Genomic DNA, 19,441 nt, shown 5'->3' with positions numbered 1-19,441 from the left:
AGGACAATATTTTGAAAAATATGATTAAAGCAGCAGGTTTAGGCCTTGTAGTTCTTAGCTCTTCTTTCTTTGCAACAGCTGCTGAAGCTGCGCAAAAAGTGGGTTATGTAAACACTGCACAAGTATTCCAGGCTCTACCTCAGCGTGAAGTTGTTCTTCAAAAAATGCAGGAAGAGTTCAAAGATAAAGCGGCTGAGCTACAGAGCATTCAAGCTGAAGCGAAAACGAAGATTGAAAAGCTTAAGCGTGATGGCGAGCTACTAGGCCCTGAAGAAGTTGAGAAACTTCGTATCGAAGTAGGCCAACTGGACAGCAAGTACAAAATCAAAGCTCAAGCACTAGAAAAAGCAAGTCAACGTCGTGAAGCACAAGAGAAGCAGAAGCTGTTCAAAGTGATTCAAGATGCTGTAACTAAAGTTGCAGAGAAAGAAGGCTACGACATGATCGTTGATATTCAAGCTCTACAATACGGTAAGCCTGAATACAACATCTCTGAGCAAGTAATTAAATCACTGAAATAAGTTTTATGAAGAACCTGACTTTAGCCGAATTGGCAACGATTACTGGGGGAGAGCTACACGGAGACGGTACGATTACTGTCTCAGCAGTCGCTCCTATGGATAAAGCGCAAGAAGGCAACATTACGTTCCTTTCTAACGTGAAGTACAGCAAGCACCTAGGTGACTGTAAAGCATCCGCTATTATGGTTAAAGAGAGTGAGCGCGAACTGTGTAAGACCAACGTTATTGTGGTTAGTGACCCTTACGTTGCTTTTGCTAAGGTTGCTCAAGCGCTTGATACTACTCCTGCACCCGCAGCGGCTATTGCTGATTCTGCTTCAATCTCTAGCGATGCAACTATTGGACAAAATGTGTCTATTGGTGCGAACGCTGTGATTGAGTCTGGTGTGGTACTTAGTGATGATGTGATCATCGGTGCTGGTTGCTTTATTGGTAAAAATGCAAAAATTGGCGCAGGCACTAAGCTGTGGGCTAACGTAAGTGTTTACCATGAAGTGGTGATTGGAGAAGCATGTCTGATCCAATCAAGTACTGTTATTGGCTCTGATGGCTTTGGTTATGCGAACGAGAAAGGCGAATGGGTTAAGATCCCGCAAGTCGGCTCGGTTCGCATCGGTAACCGCGTAGAAATTGGCGCGTGTACTACCATCGACCGCGGCGCATTAGATGACACAATCATTGAAGACAACGTTATCCTAGATAACCAACTTCAGATTGCTCACAATGTTCACATCGGATATGGTTCTGCTCTTGCGGGTGGTACTATCATCGCAGGCAGCACGACGATAGGTAAGTACTGTATTATTGGTGGCGGCAGTGTGATTAATGGTCACATTGAAATCGTTGATGGCGTTACAATCACCGGTATGGGGATGGTAATGCGCAGCATCACTGAGAAAGGCATGTACTCTTCAGGTATTCCTTTACAGCCAAATAAAGATTGGCGTAAAACAGCAACGCGAGTTCATCGTATTGATGAAATGAACAAGCGTTTGAAAACCGTTGAAAAACTTATTGAGAAGAGCGCGGAATCATAATTCCAGCATTTCTAATAAAAGGCTCGCGTACAGCGAGTCTTTTTCGTTTATAATCCTTCTAATTAAATAAAGAATATACATAGGAATACGACTTTGACTACTGAACAGACAACGATGAACATTACTGAAATTCAGGAACTACTACCTCATCGCTACCCATTCTTAATGGTTGATCGTGTGACTAGCTTTGAAAAAGAAAAAACACTGACCGCAATTAAGAATGTTTCTGTTAACGAACCTCAGTTCACAGGCCACTTCCCTCAGCTTCCTGTATTCCCAGGCGTGTTGATCTTAGAAGCAATGGCACAAGCAACAGGCCTTCTAGCATTCAAATCTTTCGGTGCGCCTTCTGGCAACGAGTTGTACTACTTTGCTAGCGTAGATAAAGCTAAATTCCGTAAGCCAGTAGTACCAGGTGACCAACTGGTTATCGAAGTTGAATTCTTAAAAGAACGTCGTGGCATCGCATCGTTTAATGGTGTTGCTAAGGTTGACGGCGTAGTTGTATGTTCAGCTGAACTTAAATGTGCTCGTAGAGAGTTTTAATATGATTCATGAAACAGCGAAAATTCACCCGGCAGCAGTAATCGAAGGTGATGTAACTATCGGTGCTAACGTGACGGTTGGGCCTTTCACTTACATTGCTGGTAATGTGACAATTGGTGACGACACTGAAGTGATGTCGCACGTTGTGATCAAAGGTCACACAACCATTGGTAAAGAAAATCGTATCTTCCCACACGCTGTTATCGGTGAAGAAAACCAAGATAAGAAATACGGCGGCGAAGACACAACAGTTGTAATCGGTGATCGCAACGTAATTCGTGAAGCGGTTCAAATCCATCGTGGTACGGTTCAAGACAAAGCAACCACAGTGATTGGTGATGACAACTTACTTTGTGTTAATGCTCACGTAGCGCACGATGTTATTGTTGGTAACCACACTCACATTGGTAACAACGCTATTCTTGGCGGTCATGTAACGGTTGGCGACTACGCTGGTGTTATGGCACTTTCTGCGATTCACCCATTCTGCTCAATTGGTGCTTACGCATACATTGGTGGCTGTTCTGCAGTTGTTCAAGATGTACTGCCGTACGTGCTTGCACAGGGTAACCACGCGGCTCCATTCGGCCTTAACCTAGTAGGCTTGAAGCGTAACGGATTTGAGAAACCTGAAATTCGTGCACTACAGAAAGCGTACAAAGAGCTATACCGTTCAGGTAAAACACTTGAAGAAGCGAAAGTGGCTTTAGTTGAAATGGCAAAAGAGTTTACTTCGGTAGCGCCTATGCTTGAAATGCTAGAGAACTCTGAGCGCGGTATTATTCGTTAATACTCGATATGGTTATGTACCAATCAATGTGAGTATGGCAATAACTACTTCATCAGAATGGTATAACAAAAAGATCGCTACTCGTTAGGCGGTCTTTTTTGTTTTAGGCAACAAGGGAATTGAAAAACTATGGCACAGCAAGAAGCAGCAACCAATAGCTCGGACTTCGTTTCGAATGAACCATTGCGCGTAGGCATTGTTGTCGGCGAACTGTCTGGCGATACGCTTGGTGAAGGCTTTATCAAAGCGATCAAATCACAATACCCGAATGCAGAGTTCGTTGGCATTGGCGGGCCGAAAATGAAAGCCCTAGGTTGTGAGTCTCTTTTCGAGATGGAAGAGCTGGCCGTTATGGGCTTAGTTGAAGTGCTTGGCCGTTTACCTCGCTTGTTAAAAGTAAAAGCAGAGCTGGTTAAGTATTTCACTCAAAATCCACCCGATGTCTTTGTCGGTATCGACGCGCCTGATTTCAACCTAAGGCTTGAGTTAGACCTTAAGAACGCTGGTATCAAAACGGTGCATTACGTGAGCCCTTCAGTGTGGGCTTGGCGTCCAAAGCGTATCTTTAAAATCGACAAAGCAACCGACTTAGTCTTGGCTTTCTTGCCGTTCGAAAAAGCGTTCTACGATAAATATAACGTTGCCTGTGAGTTTGTTGGTCACACGTTGGCAGACGCGATTCCTTTAGAGCCTAGTAAACAAGATGCTCGAGAGCTGTTAGGTCTTGATCAAGACAAGCAGTGGTTAGCCGTATTACCGGGTAGTCGTGGTGGTGAGATGGGTTTGATTGCTCAGCCATTTATCGAAACTTGCCAACGTATCAAGCAGAAGTATCCGGATATCAATTTTGTTGTTGCGCTCGTTAACGAGCAGCGTAAAAAGCAGTTTACTGAAATCTGGCAATCGACCGCACCTGAGCTTGAATTCACGTTAGTCGAAGATACGGCAACCAACGTGATTACCGCCGCTGATTCTGTGCTCTTGGCTTCAGGTACCGTGGCTCTTGAATGTATGTTGCTTAAACGCCCTATGGTGGTTGGTTACAAAGTAAATAAGCTGACGGGTTACATTGTTAAGAAGTTGGCGATCACTGAGTTTGTGTCACTGCCGAATATTTTGGCTGGTGAAGAGATCGTGAAAGAGCATATTCTTGAAGAGTGCCACCCAGACTTTTTGTTCCCGTCTGTCGATAAAATGCTATCAGCCGATAACAGTGCCTTGATCAAACGCTTTACCGAGATGCATCACTGGATCCGCAAAGACGCAGACAAACAAGCCGCTAACGCAGTATTGAAATTGATTGACCGACCTTTTGTTGAAGCATAAAGCGCTTATTTACAGAACATTAAGAGATTAGTTATGGCAGTAAAAGAAAAAAAAGAGCTTCCTCCATTTGAATACCCGCAAGGTTACCAGCTGTTTGCTGGCGTGGATGAAGTAGGGCGTGGCCCTTTGGTTGGCGACGTGGTGACCGCTGCGGTTATCCTTGATCCAAACAACCCAATCGAAGGCTTGAACGACTCAAAGAAATTGTCTGAGAAAAAGCGTCTTGCGTTACTTCCTGAAATCAAAGAGAAAGCTTTGGCGTGGTCTGTCGGTCGTTGTTCTCCACAAGAAATTGATGAGTTGAATATTCTGCAAGCGACGATGGTTGCTATGCAGCGAGCTATCGCGGGGTTGAGCGTTCAACCTGATATGGCGTTGATAGATGGAAACCGAGTCCCAGAACTGCCGATGGATGGTCTTGCGATTGTGAAGGGGGACTTGCGAGTGGCTGAAATCAGTGCGGCGTCTATTATCGCAAAAGTCGTTCGTGACCAAGAGATGGAAGATCTTGATAAACTTCATCCAGAGTTTGGTTTTGCTAAGCATAAAGGTTACCCGACCAAAGCGCATTTCGAAGCGATTGAAAAACATGGTGTAACCGAGCATTACCGCAAGAGCTTTAAGCCAGTAAAACGTATTCTTGGTATAGATTAGAGCTTTACGTTAACTAGAGCTTAGCATCGAATAAAGTTGCTAACTTGTATTAGAAAAAAATAGAATACACACAGTTGTAATCCTAGGCTCAAACCTAGAACTCAGGAAAAATAATGTCAGATCCAAAATTTGTTCACCTACGCGTACACAGTGACTTTTCGATGGTGGATGGCCTATCCAAGGTGCCACCATTAGTTAAAAAAGTCGCTGAAATGGGTATGCCTGCTCTAGCATTGACCGACTTTACCAACCTGTGTGGTTTAGTGAAGTTTTACGGTACTGCCCATGGGTGTGGGGTTAAACCTATTATTGGTGCTGACTTCTTGATGCAGTCTCCAGAATTCGGTGACGAGTTGACCAAGCTCACCGTTATCGCAACGAACAATAAAGGTTATAACAACCTAACGTTACTCATCTCAAAAGCTTACCTTCGTGGTCATGTTCAACATCAGCCTGTTATTGATAAAGAGTGGCTAATTGAGAATGCAGAAGGCCTGATCATTCTATCGGGCGCCAAAGAAGGTGAGATTGGTAAGGCGTTGCTGAAAGGTAACCGTGACTTGGTTGCAAGCAGCGTCGAGTTTTACAAAACGTACTTCGCCGATCGTTTTTACTTGGAACTGATTCGTACCGGACGACCAGATGAAGAGTCATACTTACACTTTGCGTTAGAGCTTGCTGAACAGGAAGACCTGCCTGTTGTCGCAACCAACGAAGTGGTTTTTCTAACTGAAGACCTGTTTGATGCCCATGAAATCCGCGTGGCAATTCATGATGGTTTCACTATGGTCGATCCTCGTCGTCCTAAAAATTACAGCGCGCAACAGTATCTTCGTAGCGAAGAAGAGATGTGCGAGTTGTTCTCCGATATCCCTGAAGCACTTGAGAACAGTGTTGAGATTGCTAAGCGTTGTAATGTAACGGTTCGTCTGGGCGAGTACTTCCTGCCTAACTTCCCAACGGAAGGTTTGGCGATTGAAGACTTCTTGATCAAGAAATCTGAAGAAGGCCTTGAGCGACGTCTAGCGTTCCTATTCCCAGATGAAAAAGTGCGTGCTGAGCGCAGACCGGAATACGATGAGCGACTCAAGATTGAGCTCGAAGTTGTTAACAACATGGGTTTCCCAGGTTACTTCTTGATCGTAATGGAGTTCATCCAGTGGTCAAAAGACAACGATGTGCCAGTAGGTCCTGGCCGTGGTTCTGGTGCCGGCTCTCTAGTCGCTTACGCCTTGGATATCACCGATCTCGATCCACTTGAATACGATCTACTTTTCGAACGTTTCTTGAACCCAGAACGTGTATCCATGCCCGATTTCGATATCGACTTCTGTATGGATAAGCGTGACCAAGTTATTGATCACGTGGCTGAAATGTACGGTCGTGATGCCGTTTCTCAGATCATCACCTTTGGTACCATGGCGGCAAAAGCGGTAATCCGCGATGTAGGCCGTGTATTGGGCCACCCGTTTGGTTTCGTCGATCGAATTTCAAAGCTTGTACCGCCAGACCCGGGTATGACGCTAGAGAAAGCATTCCTTGCTGAACCTGCATTGCCAGAGCTTTACGATGGCGATGAAGAAGTTCGTGAGCTGATTGATAAGTGTCGCATCCTTGAAGGTTGTACGCGAAATGCCGGTAAGCACGCAGGTGGTGTTGTTATCTCACCCACCACGATCACCGATTTTGCGCCAATCTATGCCGACGCAGAAGGTAACTTCCCAGTAACGCAGTTCGATAAGAATGACGTTGAAACGGCTGGCTTGGTTAAGTTCGACTTCTTGGGGCTGCGTACCCTGACCATCATCGACTGGGCGTTAGGCCTAGTGAATCCACGTTTGAAGAAAGAGGGGAAAGAACCGGTTCGTATCGAGTCGATTCCTCTTGATGACCAAGCGTCATTTAACCTATTACAAAATTCTGAAACCACCGCGGTATTCCAGCTGGAATCGCGTGGTATGAAAGACCTGATCAAACGTCTACAACCGGACTGTTTTGAAGATATTATCGCATTGGTAGCCTTGTTCCGTCCGGGTCCTCTGCAATCAGGCATGGTAGATAACTTTATCGACCGTAAGCACGGCCGAGAAGCGGTTTCATACCCAGATGAAACGTGGCAGCACGAATCGCTTAAAGAGACACTAGAACCTACGTACGGCATCATCCTGTACCAAGAACAGGTAATGCAAATCGCACAGATCCTCGCTGGTTATACGCTTGGCGGAGCGGATATGTTGCGTCGTGCGATGGGTAAGAAAAAGCCAGAAGAGATGGCAAAGCAGCGTGGTACCTTTAAAGAGGGCGCTGAAGCCAATGGTGTTGATGGCGAACTGGCCATGAAGATCTTTGACTTGGTAGAGAAATTTGCGGGCTACGGCTTTAACAAATCTCACTCGGCCGCATACGCACTGGTTTCTTATCAAACGCTATGGCTGAAAACGCACTACCCAGCGGAATTTATGGCTGCGGTAATGACAGCGGATATGGATAACACCGAGAAGGTTATCGGCCTTGTTGATGAATGTTTCCGTATGAAGCTCAAGCTTTTACCACCAGATATCAACTCGGGTCTGTACCGCTTTAACGTGGATGAAGATGGCGCGATTGTTTATGGCATCGGTGCGATCAAAGGGGTCGGTGAAGGCCCTATTGAAGCGATTATTGAAGCGCGAAATAAAGGTGGTTACTTTAAAGACTTATTCGACTTCTGTGCACGTCTTGATCTGAAGAAGGTTAATAAACGTGTTATCGAAAAGTTGATTCTATCCGGAGCCTTAGATAGATTAGGTCCTCACCGAGCGGCGATGATGGCATCTTTGAAAGATGCGGTGAAGGCAGCGAGTCAACATCACCATGCCGAGTCTTTTGGTCAATCTGATATGTTTGGCGTGTTGACCGACGCTCCGGAAGAGGTTGAACACAAGTATACCCAAGTGCCTAAATGGCCTGAGAAGATTTGGCTTGAGGGTGAACGTGAAACGCTTGGTTTGTATTTAACTGGTCACCCGGTTAACGCTTACATCAAAGAGTTAGCGAAATACACTAGCTGTCGTTTGAAAGATGCCACGCCAACGCGTCGTGACCAATCACTAACAATTGCAGGCTTGGTGATTGCTGCGAGAGTGATGACGACGAAGCGCGGCACGCGAATTGGTTTGATGACACTTGATGACCGTTCGGGCCGAATGGAAGTGATGTTGTTCTCGGATGCGCTCGATCGCTACGCAGAATTGCTCGAAAAAGACAAAATTGTGGTCGTTTCCGGACAGGTCAGCTTTGATGATTTCAATGGCGGGCTTAAAATGTCCGCGCGCGAGGTCATGGACTTAGGAAGCGCCCGTGAGAAATATGCTCGTGGGGTGTCGATATCTATCGACCAATCCCAAATTAACGGTCAATTTTTTGAACGCTTTAGTCAAATCTTAGAACCTTATAGAGCCGGAACGGTCCCAGTCAATGTATACTACCAGCGTGCCGACGCTAGAGCGCGGTTAACATTGGGCACAGAATGGCGTGTGACGCCAAGTGATACATTACTAGACGAATTAAAACAGCTGCTTGGAAATAGCCAAGTAGAACTCGAATTTAACTAAAATTTAGCTTCGCGAATGCGGAGCTGAATCAACAAGGATTCATAGATGAGCCTGAACTTTCTAGAATTTGAAAAGCCTATCGCTGAACTTGAAGCAAAAATCGAAGCGCTACGTGACGTTTCGCGTCACGGTGGTGACACAGCGGTAGATCTAGACAAAGAAATCGAACAACTAGAGAAAAAAAGCTTAGAGCTTAAACAGAAAATCTTTAGTGACTTAGGTGCATGGCAGGTAGCTCAACTTGCTCGTCACCCTCAACGTCCTTACACCAAAGATTACCTGGAGCATGCATTCACAGAGTTTGAAGAGATGGCGGGCGATCGCGCTTACGCTGACGACAAAGCTATTGTGGGTGGTATGGCTCGTCTAAATGGCCGTCCTGTTATGGTTATTGGTCACCAGAAAGGTCGTGAGACTAAAGAGAAAGTGATCCGTAACTTTGGTATGCCAAAGCCAGAAGGTTACCGTAAGGCGCTACGTCTAATGGAAACTGCTGAGCGTTTCAACATGCCTATTATTACTTTCATCGACACAGCGGGCGCATACCCAGGTGTTGGTGCTGAAGAGCGTGGTCAATCTGAAGCTATCGCTAAAAACCTAAAAGTGATGGCTGGCCTTTCAGTTCCTGTTATCTGTAACGTTGTGGGTGAAGGCGGTTCTGGTGGCGCACTAGCGATTGGTGTTGGTGACTACGTGAACATGCTTCAGTACTCTACGTACTCAGTAATCTCTCCAGAAGGTTGTGCTTCAATCTTATGGCGCGATTCAGATAAAGCACCACAAGCAGCTGAAGCGATGGGCCTGATTGCTCCTCGTCTTAAAGAGCTTGAGCTTATCGACGAAATCATTCCTGAGCCTCTAGGTGGCGCGCACCGCGACCCTGCACAAACCGCTCAAAACATGAAAGACATGTTAGTTAAACAGCTAGAAGAGCTAGAGCAGTTTGATAACGAAACGCTGCTTGAGCGTCGTTACCAGCGTCTAATGAGCTACGGCTACTGCTGATAACTTGCCTTAGCGATAAGGCTAGCTATACGAACAAATGATGAAAGGGTTGGACTCAGTGCCAACCCTTTTTTATTATTAAAACATTATCCCTTAACACACGATCTCTTGGTTTATTAGCCTCATGACACACTTAATTGATACCTTCACATCTGTACTTGATCAAAGCGCGCTTAAGCCTTGTCGGTTGATCGTCGCTTTCAGTGGTGGTGTCGATTCACGAGTGTTGTTGGAGTTGGCTGCCCAATTCGCTAAGTCCCATCACATCGATTGCTGTGCGGTACATGTTCACCACGGCTTAAGCAACAATGCTGATTATTGGGCAGAGCAGTGCAAAACATGGTGTGATGCTGTGTCGGTATCCTTGTTCATTGAACGAGTCTCGCTAGATATTAGCCGTGGAGAAAGCGTTGAAAAGCTGGCTCGAGACGCGCGATACCAAGCCCTTAAAAAGCATATTAGACAAGGTGATGTGTTAGTGACAGGCCAGCACATCGATGACCAAGTCGAGACCTTCTTGTTAGCTCTTAAGCGTGGCAGTGGTCCGAAAGGGCTCTCTTCAATGGCGAAAGTGATGCCATTTTCAGGTGCTCATATCGTTCGCCCACTGCTGTCGGTGACGAGAACGGATATTGAAGGGGCGGCGCGCGATATGGCTTTAACTTGGATAGAAGATGAGAGTAATCAAGACGTTCGCTTTGACCGTAATTTTATTCGTCATCAAGTCACTCCGACACTGACCGAGCGTTGGCCTAGTTTTCGAGAATCGGTCAGTCGTAGTGCTCAGCTATGTGCAGAGCAAGAGTTACTGTTGGATGAGTTGTTAGAATCTCACTTACAACAAGCTTTGACTGAGAAGCACAGCTTAAGTATTGAGGTATTATCTCAGCACTCTGATTTACTGCGTGCACGCTTATTAAGAATGTGGCTGAGCCGCTGTAATCAACCGATGCCGAGCCAAAAGCAGCTCAAACTTATATGGGATGAGGTGGCATGTGCTCAGGCAGACGCCAACCCTAAGCTGGTGTTGAATGAGGTTGAGGTTAGACGTTTTAATCATCAGCTCTATGTCGTCAAAGAGACCAAAGACTTGTCGAACTGGCAAAGTGATATCTCGATGGAAGAGAGCTTAGTTTTGCCTGACGGTTTAGGGGAACTACACTTAACTTCAGCGGCGAGTGATGGTGTATCTAACCACTGTGATGCGCAACATTTTAGTCTCAACACAACGAGAGGAACACTGCGAGTGATATTTAACCCTGAGGGATTGTCAGCACACCCTGTTGGGCGCGGTCATAGCAGGAAGCTTAAGAAGTTGTTTCAAGAGTACCAAGTACCCAGTTGGTTAAGACGCAGAACGCCGATATTAATGGATGGCGATCGAGTGATCGCTGTTTTAGGCTTATTCGTAGATAAAAACTACGAAGGTCAAGATTGTGAAGCGCTTTGGAGCAAGTAGAAAAAGTTTATGTCACAATTCACCGTCACTTTAATAAAAATAATTAATGGAATATGCAATGAAGAAAATTACACTAGGATTAGTTCTTGGATTTGGACTATTGAGTGGTAACGCTCTGGCGGCTGATGTTGCTGCGGGTCAAGCTAAAGCAGCAATCTGTGCGGCATGTCATGGTGCAGACGGTATCGCAGTGATCCCTGGCTATCCAAACCTTAAAGGTCAAAACGAGCAATACATCGCTTCATCAATTAAGGCCTATAAGAATGGCCAGCGCACCGGCGGTTTGGCCGCTGTAATGCAGGCTCAAGCTTCAATGCTGAGTGATGAAGACATCGCGAATCTAGCCGCTTACTACGCAAGCCTTAAGTAAAACCTTCTCAAAGCGCTGATTAAACAAGATGATAAATTTCGAGCCAGAGCTTTAAAGCTCTGGCTTTTTTCATTGAATGTTTACTATAGCTAACCGATAATGAGCCATTCGCACAGTTTAAGGGATGAACATGAAAAAGATTGAAGCCATTATCAAGCCATTCAAACTTGATGATGTACGTGAAGCACTTGCAGAAGTGGGTATTACGGGGATGACAGTATCTGAAGTTAAAGGCTTTGGACGTCAAAAAGGTCATACTGAGCTATACCGCGGCGCAGAGTACATGGTCGACTTTTTACCTAAAGTGAAACTAGAAATCGTTGTGACCGACGAAGTGGCTGACCAATGTGTTGATACCATCATCGAGACGGCTCAAACAGGTAAAATTGGTGACGGTAAGATCTTCATTACTGAAGTTGAACGTGTGGTACGTATTCGTACTGGCGAAGAAGACGAAGACGCCGTATAAAAAAACTATTACCCTAAAAGGAGCGTTTATCGCTCCTTTTTCATTTCTGGTAGGGTGTTGTATGTTTAAGAAAACCATCATTGTTATCACGTTATTGATAACGCTTGCTGTCGTTAGTTTTCATTTTATCTTCGTGATCCCGAATAAACCCAATCTAATCACTTCCTCTCAAAGTACCAGTAACGACATCTACAGTTGCTACCAAAACTCTGCACCGAAAGCGATTGATGTGTCTGATGGCTTAGACATTACGGTGTGGAATATCTACAAGCAAAACCGAAATAATTGGCAGAGTGAGTTAAATAAGCTGTCGGCAGGTAGCGATTTAGTCTTGCTGCAAGAAGCGAGTATGACAGAAGGACTTCGCCAATGGGTAACGAGCGGCCAGTGGGGAAGCACACGTGTTAATGCGTTTGAGGCCTTTGAGCAAAGTGCTGGGGTACTCAACCTAGCAACTCATTTGCCGATTGAAGCGTGTGCTTATACTCATGAAGAACCTTGGCTTCAACTACCTAAATCTGCGCTTTGGTCGCGTTACCAACTAAGCAATGGCGAAGAGCTGGCTATGATTAATATCCACGCTGTGAACTTTACCTTTGGTACGGAAGATTACGAGGCTCAGCTCAGGAGCTTAACTGACAATCTGCAAAAGTATCGTGGGCCGGTTATTTTTGCTGGGGACTTTAATAGCTGGAGTGAAGCTCGCTTTGCTGTATTGAAAGATGCGTTGGAGAAGGTTGGTTTGACGGAAGTTGCCTTTGAGCCAGATAACAGAACTCAGTTCATTACAGGACTGGTGCTCGACCACGTGTTTTATCGAGGGCTATTGGTAGAAAAAGCAAAAGCGCCCATTACGGACGCTTCTGATCATAACCCTATGCGAGTGACCTTTAAGGCTAAATAGTGATTAGCTATTAGTCATTGGAACTTAACCATTCGCACGGTGGTTACCTTGGGAAATCTAACGGAACATTAGGCTAGAGAGTTTTCGCTAGCCTTATCTCTTCAACTTAAAAGATTAAAATGTAGAGCGCCCAGATTAGGTAGTAGCCAACCCATGGTAAGCCTGAAATCACAAGCGCTTGCCCGCGTTCAAACTCAGTCCACGTTAATACCGCAGCATAACCTAGCACGATGTACCATGGCAGAAGCAGTGGTAATGAGCTAGCAAACTGCGACCAATCATTGGTTAACGGTAACTTGATCAAGCCATTTAAGCTGTTCAAGTCGGCAGCGTAGTTCATCACATGTCCATGCTTGAGTATCAGGCTTGCGTAGCTTGCTACATCACCTAAAACAGCTGGGAATATAACAACAGATGCCGCTGCAAACCATCGCCAAAAGCTGTGCTGATGTTGGCTTGGCTTGGTTGCTAGGTTAAACCAGAATGCCAATAGAACGATGGTTAATGTTCGGCCAAATACGTCGCTGATGATTTCACTTGCGAGTAAGGTATTGCTGTCAAGTAACGCCAATTGGTCAGGGTTCGTTTGAGCCAGTTGCTGCGATAGCTCTGCACTTAACCAGGCAAAATCTACATTCGAAAAATAAGCACCCCAAAACAAAAATGGGCTGAGCATTAATACGACGTAGGGTTGCCATCCCCAAGCACTTCGTTGATAAAGCGCTAAGAAACAAGCTGTTGGTGAACGGAATATATCCAACAGCATGACGAGTGGGTTACTTGACGGGTTCATACACTTACCTTAGTTACATCAACATACAGCTTCAGTTTTTGTCCTGGCTGTAGGTATTTTTTGTTCTGCAAAGTGTTCCATTTTACAACATCTGTACTTTTTACTTTGAACTTTGATGCAATACCGCTGACTGTGTCACCTGATCTTACGTTATAAAAGATCGTACGGATGATGGCGCCGTCTGAGCCATTTTTCCAAATGACCAGTTCTTGACCAACTCTAAGCGTGTCGCGTGGTCCCATGCCATTCCACTTAGCCAGTGATTGATGAGAGACCTTATTTGCGCGTGCAATCGTCCATAGGCTGTCCCCACTTCTTACAGTATGGCTAAGCTTATATTGACCACGACTCTTTGACTGTGTGCTTGCTAGGCGATTTGAAGCGCTTAGGGCGTATGTCTTGTCGTCTTTGGTGGATGTTGGGATAAGTAAGTGCTGGCCAATACGAATATTGTTGTTGCTCAAACCGTTCGCAGAGCGGATCACTTTGCTGGTGGTGTTATATTTGCCTGCCAGTACGCTAATGCTGTCACCAGATTGAACCTTGTAACGCACCAACTTCATGCCTTTGCCTTTATTGGCAGCGACTTCTTTGTTGAATTTCTCAACTGAATCTAAAGGAAGTAATAGTTGTTGGTGTTTCTCTGGTGCCGTTGCCCATTGGTTGTAAGCCGGGTTGTAACCTTGAAGTTCTTTGACAGGAATGCCTGCGTAGTTCGCAGCAATGGCTAAATCAAGCTGTTCTTCAGGGTTAACCAGAGTCAGCACTGGCTTATTCGGGATCGCCGGAATATCGATGCCATACTTTTCTTGGTTGGCAATGACATCTGCTAGAGCAAGCAGTTTAGGTACATAGCTGCTGGTCTCTTTTGGTAAGTCCAAAGAGAAAAAGTCGATTGGCTTGCCAAGCTTCTTGTTCTTGCGGATTGCGCTGTTTACTCGACCACCACCACTGTTATAGGCAGCAATCGCATGATTCCAGTCGCCATCGAAACGTCGGTTAAGATCTGAGAGGAAGTCCAATGCGGCGTCGGTAGAGGCGGCAACATCGCGGCGGCCGTCATACCAAAAGTTCTGTTCAAGCCCGTAGTCTTTGCCAGTGCCTGAAATGAATTGCCATAGACCAGCAGCACTGCCATGAGAGTAGGCAAACGCATCGAAAGAGCTTTCTACAACGGGTAGTAGTGCCAATTCTAGTGGTAAGCCTTTTTCTTCAATCTTAGTCGTGATCAGATACAAGAAAGGTTCAGCACGCTTTGATACTGTTTTTAGATGACTCGGGTGCTTGAGATACCAAGTTCGGTAGTAGTCGACCTTCTTTTGGTCTGGCACTTCCATTTCAAGTTGCATCGCAATGCGTTTCCAAACATCTTCTTGTGTTTGTGGAGTAACGACAGGTGCTTCAACTTTTTGATCTTCTTTGGCTGTTGCTTCTGATGAAACGTTCGCTTGAGAAACTTCTTTAGTAGGAGATGTGTTGGTTTGCTCGGAAGCTTGGTCTGGATTCTCTGACTGAGTTAATTGGCAACCAGAAAGTAGTAATACCAAAGCCCAGCTGTACTTAACTCGCATGTTACAGCCTTTTTAATTAACGGCCGATGATAATACTTGCCACCCCCTATGAGTGACAAGTCTGTATTTGTTAAAATTCGTTCTTCCACGCACGTAAAGCGGTGAATACCGATAAAGGATCGGTCTGCTCGGTGCGATTAGACACTGATTTCACTACACTTGGCTCGGTATAGCGCAGGAAGGGGTTCACAAACTTCTCTTGTCTCAAATTTGTGGGGATGGTCGACTTATTTTGAGCGCGAAGTCGGTTCACTTGGTCGCGATATTGCTGCAAATGTTGGTTATCAGGCTCTACGGCTAATGCGAAAGCGATATTGGCTGCAGTGTACTCATGTGCACAATAAACTTCGGTTTCTTGAGGCAGAGCCGTGATCTTATTCAGTGCATCGAGCATCTGTTGTGGTGTGCCTTCCATGATTCGGCCACAGCCCGCAGAGAACAACACATCACCACAAAACAGTTTGGCATCGCCCACATAACCAATATGACCCGCAGTATGGCCACTGAGCCCTAGGACGAGGAATACTTCGCCAAACAGTTCTAATTGATCACCATCATCGACCGGATGAGTTAAGGTAGGGATAGGTTCATTCCTTGGACCGACAACATCCACGCCGGGAAATTGTCTAACGAGTTCTGGAACACCACCAATGTGATCGTGGTGGTGGTGTGTAATCAAGATTGCATCTAAAGTTAGCTCATGGTGTGCCAAGTACTCTAATACTGGAGCCGCATCACCAGGGTCGACGACAGCACAACGGCGATCGCTATTTTGAATCAGCCAGATGTAATTGTCGTTAAATGCAGGTATGCTTTTGATATGTAACATTATTGGTTCTCCAGTCACTATTAGTGCGACAGAATAAGTGAGACAGATTATTGATGAAGCCAGCACGTAGCAGAAAGAAGTTTGAACGTCCTTACACTTGGGCGCAATTGCACAATGGGGACTGGTTGAGAGAATCTATTCAAACTCGACTCGATGAGTGGTGCCCAAAGCTATTTGGTTACCATATGCTCAAGCTCGGTGGCCTCAGTAGTGAGATTTCTAGCTGCACATGCAACATTCAACATCAAGTAAACCTAGATATCCAGAACCCATTACATAATGTGATAGCGGATGGCTATAATTTACCCTTTTTGGAGAAAAGCTTTGATGTTGTAGTACTGAGTCATCAGCTAGATTATAGCAATGACCCGCATCGCTTATTGAGAGAAGTCGATCGAGTGATGATGGACGATGGCTATATCATTATCACGGGCTTCAACCCAATCAGTGTCACTGGGCTTGCCAGTTTGATGCCTTGGCGAAAGAACAGCTTGCCTTGGAGTGGGCGTATGTACACGCCAAGTCGAATTAAAGACTGGTTAGGTGTACTTAACTATGAAGTAATTCATTGTGACACCTACGCGCTGTTTCCGATGAGTAAGTATCAAGCGATGTGGACGTGGTTGGAGAACAGCTTAGGTGGTTGTGCATCCTTCGCCGGAAGCCAATACTTTATTGTTGCTCGTAAGCGTACTTACCCGCTAAAACCCATCAAACCACATTGGCACCTTAAGCGACGTTTCTCGCCTGTTGGGGCAAGTTTTAGAACCAATACGCGCCGTACAATGGATTCAGCCAAAGCGTCATATCCGCTAAAAACAGAAAAAGCCGATTAGTTGTCGGCTTTTCATCTATCAATTCGATTGAGAAATTGTCAATTAGTTTAAGAAATTATAAATCGCTTTCTGAAATGTGCGTCTAATTAAAAAGACGATTAGCTTGGTTGATAGCCCGTATCTTCTAGAGTCGGATTCTCCGCTGCATTTCGCGCTAAATCATCACACATTTCGTTTTCTCTGTGTCCCGCGTGTCCTTTTACCCAGCGCCAATCAACGCTATGGCGAGCGGTTTCTTTATCGAGCCTTTGCCACAGATCGGCATTTTTAACCGGTTTCTTGTCGGCTGTTTTCCAGTCACGCTTTTTCCAGTTATGAATCCACTGTGTGATGCCTTGACGCACGTATTGGCTATCTGTGGTCAGAATCACAGAGCAAGGTTCTTTGAGGGCTTGGAGAGCAACGACAGCGGCGAGCATTTCCATACGGTTATTGGTTGTTAGCGTGAAACCTTCTGCTAGCGTCTTCTCGACTTTTTTGTAGCGAAGTACGATGCCATAGCCGCCGGGACCAGGGTTGCCTAAACAAGAACCATCAGTGAAAATTTCAACTTGTTTCGTCATGATTTGATACTATTACCTCAAGCACATTATCGGCATAGTCTGACACAGTTATCCTTATGAATACCAGTAGCACTCCAGAACAAAGCACGAACGAAAAAAACAGTTCGAACGAAAATAAGCGCATTGTTGTACTCGATACCGAAACCACCGGTATGAATACAGAAGGTGGCCCTCACTATATGGGTCACCGCATCGTTGAAATTGGTGCAGTAGAGATCATCAACCGTAGGCTGACCGGGCGTCATTTCCACGTCTACATCAAGCCCGATCGTGCGATTCAAGAAGAGGCGATTGGCGTTCACGGTATTACCGATGAATTCTTGATTGATAAGCCTGAATACCAAGACATTCATAAAGAGTTTCTCGACTTTATCAAAGGTGCGGAGCTGGTGGCTCATAACGCGCCCTTCGATACGGGCTTCATGGACTATGAGTTTGAGAAGCTCAACCCAGCGATAGGTAAAACGGATGACTACTGTAAAGTTACCGATACCTTGGCAATGGCGAAGAAGATATTCCCAGGTAAAAGAAACAACCTAGATATCTTATGTGACCGTTACGGTATCGATAACTCGCACCGTACTCTCCACGGCGCATTGCTCGATGCGGAGATCCTAGCCGACGTCTACTTATTGATGACGGGTGGTCAAACTTCGCTGCAATTTAACGCTGGTCAACAGGAAGGCGAAGCCGAAAGCATACGAAGAGTAGAAAGTGGTCGAAAATCCCTAAAGGTTTTACGAGCTACGGCCGATGAAGTAGAAGCGCATCAAAGTCGTTTAGATCTCGTCGAGAAAAGCGGAAGCTGCCTCTGGCGTCAGTAGGGAGAAAGTATGTTAAGGGTATTGGCTACCGGTTGCTTATTGCTGTTAAGTTTTGGCTTACATGCAGCAACAGAATCCGTTATGAGTTTATTGGACAACCGTTTTAGAGTTGATCCCAGTATTGAACAAGTCACCTTTGTGATTTATCGAGCCGATAACTCTAAACCTGTCGTTTTGGTTCGCCCTGATGGCAAGAAATACTACTCTTGGCGCAATGCTGATAATGTCCGTTGGTACGAAGAATCGTCCATGGACATTATCTCTATCGACAATCCGATGCCCGGCCCTTGGCAAGCGATAGGTAAAGTTTCCCCTAAGAACAATATCAAGCTGCTGTCTCATCTTGTTTTGGATGCTAATGAGTTCTCAGATAAGTTGTATCAAACAGAGCGCATCAAATTTACCGCTCGACTGACTTCTGATGGCAAGCCGCTGGTGCTGCGCGATTTTCTCGATCGCGTGAAGCTTAAGGTTACCTTTACTAAGTTTGTTGAAAACGAAGAGTCTTTGGTGAGAGAAGCGCGCCCGGTGCCGGTTGTGATGGGCGAGTTTGCCGATGATGGCGCTGATCTTGATGAAAAGGCCGGAGATGGTGTGTTCACTGTCTCTTTGCCAATTGATATCGAGCCCGGTAAATACCGAGCGCGTATTACCTCTGGTAATGGCGTGTTCCTGCGAGCGCAAGAGCAAGAAGTCTTGGTTTACCCAACACCGATCACTAGCACTTTCATTCAATCACGAAAAGAGGGTTTACCTCATACTATTGTGGTGTCTGGTGAACAGGGGATGATCGCACCGAGCTCGTTAGCGGTTCATGTTGAGCACAAGGCTCCTGATGAATATGTGATGTACAAGCAGGGGCAAGCTGAAGTCGACGCAATGAAAGTCGCTTTAGAGGTGCCTTATAATGGCGATTTAGGAATTTATAATTGGTCAGGGATGGTTTATGCCACTGATGCTTCAAGTCAGCGCCCGCTGATTTTTCCAATTACCGAGCAGTCGTACAGCGTTGTTGAAGATATCGACTTAGCAGAGTCACGACGTCTTCAAGAAGAAGCTCTTGCTGAACAGAAGCGTATCGCAACAGAGTTGATGATCCTTCAAAAACGTGAAGATGACAGACAGCGCAGTATGATCATTATTGCGGTGGGTAATGTGGTCGCTATTCTATTGGGCTTATTGATTTGGTTTGTGGTTCGTAAGGTCAAGGCGAAGAAAAAAGCGTTACCTGAGATGCAGCTCAAGGCGCCCAAGTAACTCGCTTAGATGATTAGATTGTCTAGAGAGAATAAGCTGCTAGATAAAGCATTGGAATTTGTGGCAACGAAATCATGAACAAAAAAACGGGACT

General features: G+C 45.5%; 19 protein-coding genes. 15 read left to right on the top strand and 4 right to left on the bottom strand.

Features of this window, described 5'->3' with window-relative positions:
- Nucleotides 1–20: 20 nt before the first annotated feature.
- From AB4274_RS14385 to AB4274_RS14330, 12 genes are all read left to right on the top strand, one after another.
- On the top strand, nucleotides 21–521 hold the full coding sequence (locus AB4274_RS14385; RefSeq protein ID WP_017063367.1) for an OmpH family outer membrane protein: 501 nt from the start codon (nucleotides 21–23) through the stop codon (nucleotides 519–521).
- Nucleotides 522–526: 5 nt separating this feature from the next.
- Nucleotides 527–1,558, top strand: coding sequence for a UDP-3-O-(3-hydroxymyristoyl)glucosamine N-acyltransferase (lpxD, locus tag AB4274_RS14380; protein ID WP_372112404.1), 1,032 nt, complete (start codon nucleotides 527–529; stop codon nucleotides 1,556–1,558).
- Between the two features lie 93 nt (nucleotides 1,559–1,651).
- A complete protein-coding gene (gene fabZ, locus AB4274_RS14375; protein WP_009847408.1) occupies nucleotides 1,652–2,104 on the top strand; it encodes a 3-hydroxyacyl-ACP dehydratase FabZ in 453 nt (150 codons plus the stop codon).
- Between the two features lies 1 nt (nucleotide 2,105).
- The gene (gene lpxA / locus AB4274_RS14370) at nucleotides 2,106–2,894 is read left to right on the top strand and encodes an acyl-ACP--UDP-N-acetylglucosamine O-acyltransferase (protein ID WP_017066405.1); all 789 of its coding nucleotides are present in this window, start codon (nucleotides 2,106–2,108) and stop codon (nucleotides 2,892–2,894) included.
- 129 nt (nucleotides 2,895–3,023) lie between these two features.
- A complete protein-coding gene (gene lpxB / locus AB4274_RS14365; protein ID WP_017066406.1) occupies nucleotides 3,024–4,220 on the top strand; it encodes a lipid-A-disaccharide synthase in 1,197 nt (398 codons plus the stop codon).
- Between the two features lie 33 nt (nucleotides 4,221–4,253).
- On the top strand, nucleotides 4,254–4,874 hold the full coding sequence (rnhB, locus tag AB4274_RS14360; RefSeq protein WP_017063371.1) for a ribonuclease HII: 621 nt from the start codon (nucleotides 4,254–4,256) through the stop codon (nucleotides 4,872–4,874).
- 113 nt (nucleotides 4,875–4,987) lie between these two features.
- Complete coding sequence (gene dnaE / locus AB4274_RS14355; protein ID WP_136982700.1) at nucleotides 4,988–8,467, top strand: DNA polymerase III subunit alpha; 3,480 nt, start codon at nucleotides 4,988–4,990, stop codon at nucleotides 8,465–8,467.
- A 45-nt stretch (nucleotides 8,468–8,512) separates the two neighbouring features.
- Nucleotides 8,513–9,472, top strand: a complete 960-nt coding sequence (gene accA, locus AB4274_RS14350; RefSeq protein ID WP_017060731.1) for an acetyl-CoA carboxylase carboxyl transferase subunit alpha — start codon at nucleotides 8,513–8,515, stop codon at nucleotides 9,470–9,472.
- Nucleotides 9,473–9,596: 124 nt separating this feature from the next.
- On the top strand, nucleotides 9,597–10,931 hold the full coding sequence (tilS, locus tag AB4274_RS14345; protein WP_372098325.1) for a tRNA lysidine(34) synthetase TilS: 1,335 nt from the start codon (nucleotides 9,597–9,599) through the stop codon (nucleotides 10,929–10,931).
- Nucleotides 10,932–10,977: 46 nt separating this feature from the next.
- On the top strand, nucleotides 10,978–11,301 hold the full coding sequence (locus AB4274_RS14340) for a cytochrome c (protein ID WP_170791809.1): 324 nt from the start codon (nucleotides 10,978–10,980) through the stop codon (nucleotides 11,299–11,301).
- A 130-nt stretch (nucleotides 11,302–11,431) separates the two neighbouring features.
- The gene (gene glnB, locus AB4274_RS14335; protein WP_017063373.1) at nucleotides 11,432–11,770 is read left to right on the top strand and encodes a nitrogen regulatory protein P-II; all 339 of its coding nucleotides are present in this window, start codon (nucleotides 11,432–11,434) and stop codon (nucleotides 11,768–11,770) included.
- A gap of 61 nt (nucleotides 11,771–11,831) precedes the next feature.
- Nucleotides 11,832–12,674 carry an endonuclease/exonuclease/phosphatase family protein gene (locus AB4274_RS14330; RefSeq protein ID WP_372112402.1) on the top strand — a complete coding sequence of 281 codons (843 nt, stop codon included), beginning with the start codon at nucleotides 11,832–11,834 and terminating at the stop codon, nucleotides 12,672–12,674.
- Between the two features lie 106 nt (nucleotides 12,675–12,780).
- Here the strand turns inward: AB4274_RS14330 and AB4274_RS14325 are convergent, their stop codons facing one another.
- From AB4274_RS14325 to gloB, 3 genes are all read right to left on the bottom strand, one after another.
- Complete coding sequence (locus AB4274_RS14325) at nucleotides 12,781–13,467, bottom strand: YIP1 family protein (protein ID WP_017060727.1); 687 nt, start codon at nucleotides 13,465–13,467, stop codon at nucleotides 12,781–12,783.
- Nucleotides 13,464–15,038, bottom strand: coding sequence for a LysM peptidoglycan-binding domain-containing protein (locus AB4274_RS14320; protein WP_372112400.1), 1,575 nt, complete (start codon nucleotides 15,036–15,038; stop codon nucleotides 13,464–13,466). The genes AB4274_RS14325 and AB4274_RS14320 overlap by 4 nt, the downstream gene beginning before the upstream one ends.
- Nucleotides 15,039–15,108: 70 nt before the next feature.
- Nucleotides 15,109–15,867: a hydroxyacylglutathione hydrolase gene (gloB, locus tag AB4274_RS14315; protein WP_372112398.1), complete on the bottom strand. Its 759-nt coding sequence runs from the start codon at nucleotides 15,865–15,867 to the stop codon at nucleotides 15,109–15,111.
- A 53-nt stretch (nucleotides 15,868–15,920) separates the two neighbouring features.
- On the opposite strand from gloB, the gene AB4274_RS14310 reads away from it, so the two are divergent.
- Nucleotides 15,921–16,703, top strand: coding sequence for a class I SAM-dependent methyltransferase (locus AB4274_RS14310; protein ID WP_017060724.1), 783 nt, complete (start codon nucleotides 15,921–15,923; stop codon nucleotides 16,701–16,703).
- Nucleotides 16,704–16,801: 98 nt separating this feature from the next.
- Here the strand turns inward: AB4274_RS14310 and rnhA are convergent, their stop codons facing one another.
- On the bottom strand, nucleotides 16,802–17,266 hold the full coding sequence (rnhA, locus tag AB4274_RS14305; RefSeq protein WP_017060723.1) for a ribonuclease HI: 465 nt from the start codon (nucleotides 17,264–17,266) through the stop codon (nucleotides 16,802–16,804).
- 56 nt (nucleotides 17,267–17,322) lie between these two features.
- On the opposite strand from rnhA, the gene dnaQ reads away from it, so the two are divergent.
- Entirely contained in the window at nucleotides 17,323–18,090 is a 768-nt protein-coding gene (dnaQ, locus tag AB4274_RS14300; protein WP_017060722.1) for a DNA polymerase III subunit epsilon, read from the top strand.
- A 9-nt stretch (nucleotides 18,091–18,099) separates the two neighbouring features.
- Nucleotides 18,100–19,347: a TIGR03503 family protein gene (locus AB4274_RS14295; protein WP_372112396.1), complete on the top strand. Its 1,248-nt coding sequence runs from the start codon at nucleotides 18,100–18,102 to the stop codon at nucleotides 19,345–19,347.
- Nucleotides 19,348–19,441: the final 94 nt, after the last annotated feature.

The organism is Vibrio sp. 10N.261.55.A10 (assembly GCF_041470825.1).
Taxonomy (GTDB): domain Bacteria; phylum Pseudomonadota; class Gammaproteobacteria; order Enterobacterales; family Vibrionaceae; genus Vibrio; species Vibrio crassostreae_C.
This window is presented reverse-complemented; position numbering and strand designations above follow the sequence as displayed.